Below are 10,526 nucleotides of genomic sequence, written 5' to 3'. Positions count from 1 at the left end.
TTATCACAAGATAGAGGGTTTTTTATTAAAAATTTTATCTTTTATAGATAAGGTACCTTAGCTCAGATGGTAGAGCAATGGACTGAAAATCCATGTGTCCCTGGTTCGATCCCTGGAGGTACCACATAATGCTCGGATGGTGAAATTGGTAGACACGCTGGACTTAAAATCCAGTGAACAGCAATGTTCGTGCGGGTTCAAGTCCCGCTCTGAGTACTAAAACTTCAATTGGCTTTTGCTAATTGAAGTTTTTTTTGGAATAAGGATTCCATTTTTTATTTTCTCTTGCTTAGAGGTGCTAATTTATATTTTATAATCTTTTTTCTCTGAGCATATTCTCTTTAAATTTTCTTCTTAAAAATATAATGATAAATTTGATTCTTTTTAAATTACATTATGGACAAGCTAATAGAGGTTATAAATGGTTTTCAGGAATTAGATGTTGTAACTGAAAATGCCATTCGAAGATTTTTATAGAGGAGAAATTTGAGAAAAATGAATTTCTTGTCGAAGAGAATAAAATTTGCCATAAAGTTTACTTTATCAAGTCTGGTGCTGTTCGAAGATTTTGCTTCGAGAACGGTGAAGAAGTCACAAAGTGGATTTATACCGACAATCAATTTGTAACTTCGATGAGTAGTTTTTTTGAACAGAAACCTTCTTTTGAAATTTTTCAGGCTTGCGAAGAAACATTTGTCTATTCTTTATCATATTCTGATGAACAGTTATTATTAGAATATCCTTTATTTTTAAAATTTCATCTTAATCAACTTCGACATTATCTTTCTAAAATAAATGAATTCCATCATCTGTTTCGTGTAATGACAGCAGAGAAAAAGTATTTATTTCTTTTAGAATCATTTCCTCAAATTATTCAAAAAGCTAAGCTTAAACACATTGCTTCGTTAATTGGGGTGAGTCAGGAAACCTTAAGCAGAATTCGAGCTTCAGTTATTTGATCTTAGGTCAAATAAATAGTTCTAGTTTTTTTCAATATTTGGCATATTATTAAAATAAGTAATTTTGAAAAATACTGTAATAGACAAAACTGCAATTATTGGAAAAAATGTTTGCTTTGGCAATTTCACTACAATTGAAGATGATGTAATCATTGGTGATAATACATGGATAGCTAATAACGTTACGATTTTAAGCGGTTCGAGAATTGGGAATAATTGTCAAATTCACTCGGGAGCTATAATTGGCGGAATTCCAATGGATTTGAAATTTAATGATGAATATACTTTGCTTGAAATAGGTGATAATAATATCATTCGTGAAAATGTGACTATAAACCGCGGTACTTCTTCAAAGGGAATAACTCATATCGGAAATTCAAATTTAATCATGGCAAATGCTCATATTGGTCACGATTGTTTTATTGGCAATAATTGTATCATAGGATTTAGTGTGGGAATGGCTGGTGAGGTAGTTACTGGAGACTGGGTAAACGTAAGCGGATTAACTGCGATTCATCAATTTTCTAAAATAGGTAGTCACAGTATGATTAGTGGATTGAGCAGAATTGTGAAGGATATTCCTCCTTACGTAACTGTCGCGCATGAACCTTTACGATTTGCCGGTTTAAATATTGTTGGTCTTCGAAGGAGAGGTTTTTCTTCTGAAAAAATTGAAGAGATCAAAGCGATCTATAGAATAATCTTTCAGGAAAGGAGAAATACTAAAAACGCGTTAGAATTAATTGAACTGAATTTTGAGCCGACTTTTGAAAGAGATGAAATTTTAAATTTTATTAAATTATCAAAACGTGGAATTATAAAAGGAATTATAGAATAAACGAAGCCTCCAATACAAAATATTGGAGGCTTCGTTGTTATACGAATTATAATTAAATGAAAAATATCTTTATAAGCATTCTATTCATATTTGAGGTATTTCAAGACATTTGCTTCAGTTGCAAAATAAGCTCGTGACAAAACAATTATTAAAGTTAGAACTAATAGGATAATAAATCCTGCAATGAATGGTATTACGGTAATGTCGATTCTAAATGCAAAATTTTGAAGCCATTTGTTTAATAGAAAGTAAACGGGGAAAAGTGCAATTAAAAAGCCGATAATGCAATATAGAATATATTGTTTGGATAATTCTTTGAGTAAAATATTGGTTTCGGCACCTAATGTTTTTCGAATCGCAATTTCCTTCATGCGTCTTTGAATCGAATATGATGCTAAGGCAAACAATCCAAATAGTGCAATTAGAATTACGATAACATTCAGTAATGAAAACAGATTCTTTTGTTTTACGTAAGATTCGTAAGTTCGTGCGTATTCTTTATCTACAAAATCATATTTAAACGGATATTCGGTATCAACTTTAGTTTTCCAGAAATTTTCAATGTCAGAAATTGTGTTGTTTATGTTATCAGCTTTTAGTTTTACATATACCCTATTCATTTCTGTGGACATACCTAGAGTTTTTAAATGATAAAATGTCATTGGCGGAACATTAACTTCAGGGCTTAGTAAATTAAAATCTTTTACAATTCCTATAATACTCAGTTTTTGATTTCGAATCAAAATTTGTTCTCCAATAGGATTTTTCATGTTCATCAACTTTACAGCTGTTTCATTTATTAATATGGAGTTTATAGTATCGGAGGCAAGTTTTTTGTCGAGTCCTCTTCCTTTTGCCATTTTGATTTTTAGCATTTCGAGCATTCCAAAATCTATCCCAATATGTTTTGCTTTAAAAAGTACATCGTGATATAAAAGCGGTGCTAACGAATTGTCTGTACCGTCAAAAGATAGAAGTCCGGTTGAAACGTTTTCAACTCCTTCAATTTTGCTTAAATCCTGCTTTATTCTATTGTATTTGTTGAAAATATTTTTGTCGCTATTTTCTCCTTCATAATCTGATGGCTGAAGATTTAAGTCTATAGCAATTAATTGATCTCCTTTGAAACCGAGATCTTTATTGCTTAAATATTTTACTTGTTGATACACAATACTTGAGCCAATGATAAAAAATGTGGCAATTGAGAATTGAAAGACTAACATTCCATTGCGGAGCCACACTCCATTTTTACTTCTTGAAAAATTGCCTTTCAAAACCTTTAATGTTTCAAAATTAGAAACATAAACGGCTGGAAATATTCCTGCAACAAAAATAGTTATAACAAAAATTAGAATTAGTTGTAAATAAAATTGGCTTCCAATAATCATTAAGTTTTTATTTAAAAAATTATTGTAATAAGGCAAAGTCAGTTCTACAAGTACTAAAGCCAATAAAATAGATAATAAACTAATTAAGGTTGTTTCAAATATAAATTGGAGTACAATATTGTTTTTTGATGCGCCAATAATTTTTCGGATTCCTACTTCTTTAGCACGTTTTATCGCATTGACTGTAGCCAGATTTATATAATTGACGATAGATAAAATGAGAATCAAAATGGACAGTCCTGCCATAATAAGCAAAAACTGATAATTGCCTCGTCCTTCAGGATAACCATCCGTGATAGATTGCAACCTTGCTATTGATAACGGTTCCATGAAAACAGTAAAATGTCCCACTTTTTTTGTCATTTCTTCAGGAGTAAAGCCGGCTTGTTTTGCCTCTCTTACAATAACATCATCATAATATGCTTTTTCGAGCATTTTGCGGGTTTGTTCTATTTTTGCAGGGTCTTTTACCTTTAAAAGTATTTTTAAAGCAAATAAGCTTCGACTTTGTGCCGGATCAGCAAGATCTTTCATTCGATTTACCACAATGTTTGGAGCAATCGAAGAATTGCCAGGAATTTGATATACGGCACGAACGACAAACAAATTATCAAGACAATTAATTTGTTTTCCAATTGGATTTTCATAACCAAAAATGCGCTTTGCAAGATTTTCAGATATCGCGATACTTGCGCCATCTTTTAATGCATTAACAGGATTTCCATGAATAATTTTAAAAGGAAAAAGAGAAAAGAAATCTTTTTCAACATTGATTATTTTATCAACGAATTCTTTTTTACCCTTATAAATTAATTTGCTTTTTTGATACCAACTATCAGCAAAAACGATGTTTTGGACATTTGGATCTTTTTCCAAATGTGATTTTAATAGTACTGTATTATCGGTGCCAACTGGCGTATCAGTCAGTTGCACTAAAACTTGATAAACATTGTCTTTTTCAGGATTCCAAGCATTATAACTATTTTCGTCGTTCCAATAAAGTAGGGCAAAAATCAGCCCGGCAATTCCAATCGACAATCCTAAAACATTTAAAGCTGTAAAAAGCTTGTTATTTTTAATTTGGTAAATAAATATATTGAGCCAGTTTTTCAGCATCTTATTCGTATTTTAAATATCGTAAAACTTCCACTTTTGTTACTTGATAGGCTTTTGCCAAAACGATTGTTAGTGTCAGAAACAATAAAGACACAAAAGCAATTATAAAAGGCAAAGCCGGAATGTCAATTCGGAAGGCAAAATTTTCTAGCCATTTTTGCAATAACAAATACGCTGGAATAATTCCGATTAGAAAACCAATCACACAAAAAATCACATATTGTCTAGATAATTCTTTGAGCAAAATATTAGTTTCTGCACCAAGTGTTTTTCTGATGGCGATTTCTCTTAATCGTCTTTCCATTGAGAAAGAGGCGAGAGCAAACAGTCCAAAAACAGCAATCAGGATTACGATGATATTTAATAAGGCGAATAAGTTTCTTTGGTTTTCATATTTCTTAAAATTTCGGGCGTAATTTTTATCCACAAAATTGTATTCGAATGGATATTCAGTATCTACTTTTTGTGACCAGAATTTATTGATGTCAGCAATAGTTTGAGGCATGTCGTCAGATTTGATTTTTATAAAGATGTGTCTAATGTCATCTTTCACACCATTAATTTTTGTGACATAAAAGAAAACCATTGGTGCAATTTGACTCTCAAGTCCGAAATAATTGAAGTCTTTAACTACACCAACAACTTTGACTTTTTCTTCTCTCCATAAAATAATTTTGTTGAGAATATCTTTCTCTCCAATTGTTTTTGCAGTTTCTTCGTTGATCAAAACAGATGAAATCGTATCAGAAGAAATGGCAGGATTTAATTTCCGCCCTTTTATTACTTTGATATCCAAGATGTCTAGCATATCTAAATCCATTGCCATTTCTTGGACCAAAAATGGTTTATTGTTTTTGTAACTCGCACTCGACCATGAATTTTCCTGAGACCCCATTGCAAACAATGCAGTCGAGATGGCTTCGACACCTTGAATTTTTGAGGCTTCCTGTTTTATGACTTTGTATCGCTCAAATTGCGTTTTCCCTTTTTTAGGTTTAAAAGTGATATCGATTACTTGCGAACCTTTAAAACCTAAATCTTTTGAAGCCATAAAATTTACTTGTTTGTAAACAATAAAAGAGCCAATGATAAAGAAAGTTGCAATGGCAAATTGTAAAACCAGCATTCCGTTGCGGAGCCAAATTCCTTTTTTACTTCGGGAGAAATTTCCTTTCAAAACTTTTAAAACTTCAAAATTTGCTACATAAATTGCTGGCAAGACTCCCGAAACAAGAATGACAAGCAACGTAATTAATATTAGTTGAGTATAGAATTGAGCACCAACGAGAACCAAATCTTTATCTAAAAATGAATTGTAATAAGGCAACAAAACTTCAACAAGTACTAATGCCAATAAAGCAGAAAAAATCGTAATTAATGCCGTTTCAAAAACAAACTGAATTACAATTTGTCCTTTTGTGGCGCCGGTAATTTTTCTGACCCCAATTTCTTTGGCTCTTTTTATGGCATTTGCTGTCGCCAGATTGATATAATTTACAATAGAAAGTGACAAGATTAAAATCGACAACCCCATTAAAATCAATAGATATTGCATGTTTCCGTTTGGTTCAGAAAATGGAGTACTTCCCGTATATAATTTCGCTTCTGGTAATGGCAATAAACTTGCTTTTACAGGATCGCCGTACTTTTTTATAAATTCAGCCACGGTCATTCCTTCTTGCTTTGCGTACACCTTTGTGCAATTTTCAAAGAATAAATTATCTAACGTTTTTATAATTCTGTCCGTGGCATTCGGATTCTTAATTTTAAGAACAAGTCCGTAATGGTAACTCCATTCATTTTTTGTTCGCTCGATATCACCGTCAATAACGGTTGTAACGGCTTCGGGCATTACAGATGATTTTTCAGAAAGGTCATAAACGCCTCGAACAGTGAAAAACTGACCATTATATTTCACTAATTTCCCCATTGGATTTTCTGTCCCAAAAAGTCGCTCGGCCGTTTTTTCAGATAAAGCAATACTGTTTCGATCTTGAATCGCGGTTTTGCCGTTTCCATGAATAAATCGGTAAGGGAAAAATGAAAAGAAGTTTTTTTGTGCGGTAAAAATTTTATTAAGCACTTCTTTTTTGCCATTATAAGAGATTACATCTTTGGCATATTCGGCATAAAAATAACAGTAGCTTTCTACATCTGAAGAAACAGTTTTTAGCAGTGGTCCGGTTGTTGCGGCATTTGTTGTCCAGATATTATGGTTTCCAATGTCATTCAAAACCGAATAAATCTTGTCTTTTTCCGGATTCCATTGGTCATACGAATGTTCGTCGTTCCAAAAAGAATCGCAAAAATCAAAGTCGCCATTCCGATTGACAATCCCAAAATATTCAGAATCGAAAACAGTTTGTTGTTTTTGATGTGATAAAAAAATGTGTTGACCCAATTTTTTAACATGGCTCTAGTTTTTAGAAGTTACTAAAACATCGACATTTCTATGATTTAATTTTTCAGAAAGAATAATGCCGTCTTTCATTAAAATCGTTTTTTGCGAAAAAGAAGCATCATAATCCGAGTGCGTAACCATCAAAATCGTTGAACCGCTGGCATGAAGATCAGTCAATAATTCCATTACTTCATTTCCGTTTTTACTGTCTAAGTTTCCGGTTGGCTCATCGGCTAAAATAATTTTCGGATTATTGATTAAAGCTCTTGCAACCGCCACACGCTGTTGTTGCCCGCCCGAAAGTTGTTGTGGAAAATGTTTCAAGCGGTGAGAAATTCCCAGAATTTTTGCCATTTCATTTACTTTATGTTTTCTTTCAGAAGATGGAACATTGTTGTAAATCAAAGGCAATTCGATATTATCATAAACTGACAATTCATCAATTAGATTGAAGTTTTGGAAAATGAAACCAATATTTTCTTTTCTGGCTTTTGCTCTTGATTTTTCTTTTAAACCAACCATTTCCTGATCAAGCAATTGGTAACTTCCGTCTGAAGCGCTGTCCAGAAGCCCGACAATATTTAATAAAGTAGATTTTCCGCTTCCGGATGGTCCCATGATTGAAATAAAGTCGCCTTGATTTATAGTTAATGAAATTTCGCTTAATGCTCTGGTTTCTAGTTCCTCAGTTCTAAATACTTTTGAAAGATTTTTAATGGTAATCATAATGGGTTGTTTTTAGTTTTGATTGATTTTCTCTTTTAAAATTTTTCCCTTCGGAAGTAAAAGAAACGCGTCTGAAAATTAAGATAATTAACAATGCAATTTTTTGTTATTTTTACTTTTGAAAGGGCTTAATAATTAATGATTTACCAGTACAATTGTGATTTTTATGCCAAAAATTTAAACCTTGTAACTGCTTTATTTTTAATATTTTATTTTCCGAAAAAAACTTCACTGTCCATAAGTGGACACCTTTCGTCCAAAACCGAACAAAAATGAAAAAAACGAACGCTTCAATTTTAATTATCGATGACCAGGAAGACATTCTTTTTGCGTCGAAAGTGTATCTGAAAAAGTATTTTGAGAACATTTATACGCTCAATAATCCGAAAAATATTGTCGAATTATTGGCAAAAAATACCATTGATGTTGTTTTGTTGGATATGAATTACAGAATTGGTTTTGAAGATGGGAGAGAAGGTTTGTATTTATTGAAAGAAATAAAAACGCTTTCGCCAAAAACGGTTGTGATTTTAATGACCGCTTTTGGAAAAGTTGAAACCGCTGTTGAAGGATTGAAATCGGGTGCTTTTGATTATATTTTGAAACCTTGGGAAAATAAAAAATTATTAGAATCGGTTAAACAAGCTGTTGACAAAGCCAGAAAAGACCAAAAGAAAATGAAAAACCCAGAAATTGCAGATGATTTTTTTATTGGCAATTCTGAAATCATAAAAAAAGCGTATTCTCTTGCTGATAAAGTGGCAAAAACGGATGCCAATGTTTTGATTCTTGGTGAAAACGGAACTGGGAAATTCGTTTTGGCACATCATATTTATGCACAATCTGAAAGAAAAAATCAGCCTTTTATTAATGTTGATTTGGGTGCTTTGAATTCAAATATTTTCGAAAGCGAATTATTCGGATATGCAAAAGGCGCTTTTACGGATGCAAAAACCGATACGCCGGGACGTTTTGAAATGGCGCAAAACGGAACTATTTTTTAGATGAAATTGGCAACGTTCCGCTTCATTTGCAATCAAAATTATTGCAGGTAATTCAAACCAAAACTGTTACAAGATTGGGTGAAACAAAACCAAGACCTTTAAATGTGAGAATTATTACGGCAACTAATTTGAATTTAAAAAACGAAGTTGCTGATAAAAACTTCCGTGAAGATTTGTATTACCGAATCAATACGATGGAAATTGTTTTGCCTCCGCTTCGCGAAAGAATCGAAGATAAAATTCCGTTAGCCGAATATTTATTGGAAAAAATCAGTGAAAAATACGGAAGAAGCCAAATTATTTTTGACAAAAAAGTTTTGGAACAAATCGAAAAACACGCTTGGAACGGAAATATCCGCGAAATGGAAAATAAAATCGAGCGCGCCATTATTCTCTGTGAAAACAATAAAATAACAGTTTCCGATTTAGATTTGGAACAAATCACCGAATATGAAAATCCAGATGATATTCAGCTTTCTTCGGTTGAAAAAGCTACGGTCGAAAGAGCACTTTTAAAACACAATAATAATATCAGCAAAACGGCTGAAGAACTCGGTTTGTCAAGAGGTTCATTATATCGCCGTTTAGAGAAATACAATATCAGCACCAATTAATATGCTTAAATCTTTAAAAACATATCAACTTCTTTTTTTGCGGTTAATTTTGATTTTATTCGGAATTGAATTTTCTATTTATCTGCATAAAATCAATTTTGTTTTTGCACCTATTTTTGGTTTTCTGATCGTTTTTCTGTTGATAATTGAATTGTATAATTATGTAAAAAGCATCATTTTGCTTTATGACAAAACGATTTCTTCAATTATTCAAAACGATTTTAGTTCTGATTTTTCCAAGCATAAATCAGAGAAAAATGATTTGTTTCAATTGTATGATATTTTAAAAAATAAGCAAAATGAACAGGTTTCGAAAGATATTATTTATAGTTCGATTTTAAATAATATCGAAACCGGAATTATTATTCTGCAAAAACAGGAAAAAGATTGGAATGTTTTTTTGATGAACGATTATTTTTCGACTCATTTTAATGTCCCGAAATTTTCAAAATGGAAATACTTAAAAAGTCATTTGCCATCATTATGTGAGATTATCGAAAAAGACGATTTTCAGGAAATAAAAACGTCAATTGAAATCAGTATCAATCAGCAAAATTCGCAGACATTTGTTTTGCAGGCGTCAAGAACGGAGATTTTTGAGCATGATTATTTTATTGTTTTATTAGATTCGATTCAGAATGTAGTCGAGAAAAAGAGAAAGATGCCTGGATTAATTTGATGAAAGTGATTTCGCATGAACTTTTGAATTCGATAACACCAATTCGTTCTATTTGTCAAAATTTGCAGGATTTGGTCGAACAAGATTCGCTGTCTTCAGAAGATTTGGAAGACATAAAAAACAGCGTTGAAACCATGCTCAGACGAAGTAATCATTTGCAAAAATTTGTCGAAGGTTATCGAAAATTGGCAATGCTTCCTTCGCCTAAAAAGCAAAAAATAGAATTGAAAGATTTGGTGGATAATAGCCTCGATATTATGGAGCCAATGTTTAAAAAGGAAAATATTGAAATAATAAATTCAATTTCGCGTCATTATTTCATTACGGTTGATGCCCAGCAAATTGAACAAGTTTTAATTAATCTTTTGACGAATTCGATAAATGCGCTTAAAAAGACAAATCAAAAACAGATTTTCATTTCGGCGGAAGCCAAAGAAAACAGAACTTTTATAAAAATTGCAGACAACGGAATTGGAATCGAAAAAGAAATAGAAAACAAAATTTTCCTTCCGTTTTTCACCACCAGAAATGAAGGCGCCGGAATTGGTTTGACTTTATCCAAAAACATTATTGAAGCGCACGGCGGTTACATCAATTATAAAAATGAAAACGGAAAAACGGTTTTTGAAATTTGTTTGATTGGAGATTGATTTAATTTTGCTCAACCAAATCGTGTTACGAACTGAATGGTCTTATATCTTAAAAATAGACTGAAAGTCTATAGGTTAGTGGCTTAAGTTTAACCACAAATTACGCAAATTTTCGCAAATTAATTTGTGTGAATTTGCGTAATTTGTGGTT

General features: G+C 32.1%; 7 protein-coding genes, 2 tRNA genes and 1 pseudogene. 7 read left to right on the top strand and 3 right to left on the bottom strand.

Annotated features, from left to right (window positions below; genetic code table 11):
* Positions 1–51 precede the first annotated feature (51 nt).
* The 4 genes from ACQ9BO_RS26940 to lpxA all read left to right on the top strand — a co-directional run bounded on the left by ACQ9BO_RS26940 (position 52) and on the right by lpxA (position 1,797).
* Positions 52–124: transfer RNA gene (locus ACQ9BO_RS26940), tRNA-Phe, on the top strand.
* Between the two features lie 6 nt (positions 125–130).
* Positions 131–216: transfer RNA gene (locus ACQ9BO_RS26935), tRNA-Leu, on the top strand.
* A 251-nt stretch (positions 217–467) separates the two neighbouring features.
* Complete coding sequence (locus ACQ9BO_RS26930; RefSeq protein WP_431245226.1) at positions 468–959, top strand: Crp/Fnr family transcriptional regulator; 492 nt, start codon at positions 468–470, stop codon at positions 957–959.
* Positions 960–1,023: 64 nt separating this feature from the next.
* Positions 1,024–1,797 (top strand): acyl-ACP--UDP-N-acetylglucosamine O-acyltransferase, encoded by a 774-nt coding sequence (lpxA, locus tag ACQ9BO_RS26925; RefSeq protein WP_431243164.1) that lies wholly within the window; start codon positions 1,024–1,026, stop codon positions 1,795–1,797.
* An 80-nt stretch (positions 1,798–1,877) separates the two neighbouring features.
* Here lpxA and ACQ9BO_RS26920 read toward each other — a convergent pair whose 3' ends face one another.
* Genes ACQ9BO_RS26920 through ACQ9BO_RS26910 form a run of 3 tightly spaced genes read right to left on the bottom strand, consistent with a single transcriptional unit; the run spans position 1,878 to position 7,428 of the window.
* Positions 1,878–4,301, bottom strand: coding sequence for an ABC transporter permease (locus ACQ9BO_RS26920; RefSeq protein WP_431243163.1), 2,424 nt, complete (start codon positions 4,299–4,301; stop codon positions 1,878–1,880).
* Position 4,302: 1 nt separating this feature from the next.
* A complete protein-coding gene (locus tag ACQ9BO_RS26915; RefSeq protein WP_431243162.1) occupies positions 4,303–6,702 on the bottom strand; it encodes an ABC transporter permease in 2,400 nt (799 codons plus the stop codon).
* Positions 6,703–6,717: 15 nt separating this feature from the next.
* Positions 6,718–7,428, bottom strand: a complete 711-nt coding sequence (locus tag ACQ9BO_RS26910) for an ABC transporter ATP-binding protein (protein ID WP_431243161.1) — start codon at positions 7,426–7,428, stop codon at positions 6,718–6,720.
* Positions 7,429–7,700: 272 nt separating this feature from the next.
* Here ACQ9BO_RS26910 and ACQ9BO_RS26905 point away from each other — a divergent pair.
* The 3 genes and pseudogenes from ACQ9BO_RS26905 to ACQ9BO_RS26895 all read left to right on the top strand — a co-directional run bounded on the left by ACQ9BO_RS26905 (position 7,701) and on the right by ACQ9BO_RS26895 (position 10,375).
* Positions 7,701–9,046 (top strand): annotated as a pseudogene (locus ACQ9BO_RS26905) (sigma-54-dependent transcriptional regulator).
* A gap of 1 nt (position 9,047) precedes the next feature.
* Entirely contained in the window at positions 9,048–9,725 is a 678-nt protein-coding gene (locus ACQ9BO_RS26900) for a hypothetical protein (protein WP_431243160.1), read from the top strand.
* Positions 9,725–10,375, top strand: coding sequence for a sensor histidine kinase (locus tag ACQ9BO_RS26895; protein ID WP_431243159.1), 651 nt, complete (start codon positions 9,725–9,727; stop codon positions 10,373–10,375). Before ACQ9BO_RS26900 ends, ACQ9BO_RS26895 begins: the two co-directional genes overlap by 1 nt.
* Positions 10,376–10,526: the final 151 nt, after the last annotated feature.

This window comes from Flavobacterium sp. P21, from assembly GCF_050632225.1.
Taxonomy (GTDB): domain Bacteria; phylum Bacteroidota; class Bacteroidia; order Flavobacteriales; family Flavobacteriaceae; genus Flavobacterium.
The sequence above is the reverse complement of the archived record's forward strand: the minus strand, read 5'-3'. Positions and strand labels throughout refer to the sequence as shown.

Bases quoted from the DNA above. Each gene is read 5' to 3' on its own strand.
- ACQ9BO_RS26920 (WP_431243163.1), bottom strand. From the start codon at position 4,301: ATGCTGAAAAACTGGCTCAATATATTTATTTACCAAATTAAAAATAAC.
- ACQ9BO_RS26910 (WP_431243161.1), bottom strand. From the start codon at position 7,428: ATGATTACCATTAAAAATCTTTCAAAAGTATTTAGAACTGAGGAACTA.
- ACQ9BO_RS26900 (WP_431243160.1), top strand. From the start codon at position 9,048: ATGCTTAAATCTTTAAAAACATATCAACTTCTTTTTTTGCGGTTAATT.
- ACQ9BO_RS26895 (WP_431243159.1), top strand. From the start codon at position 9,725: ATGAAAGTGATTTCGCATGAACTTTTGAATTCGATAACACCAATTCGT.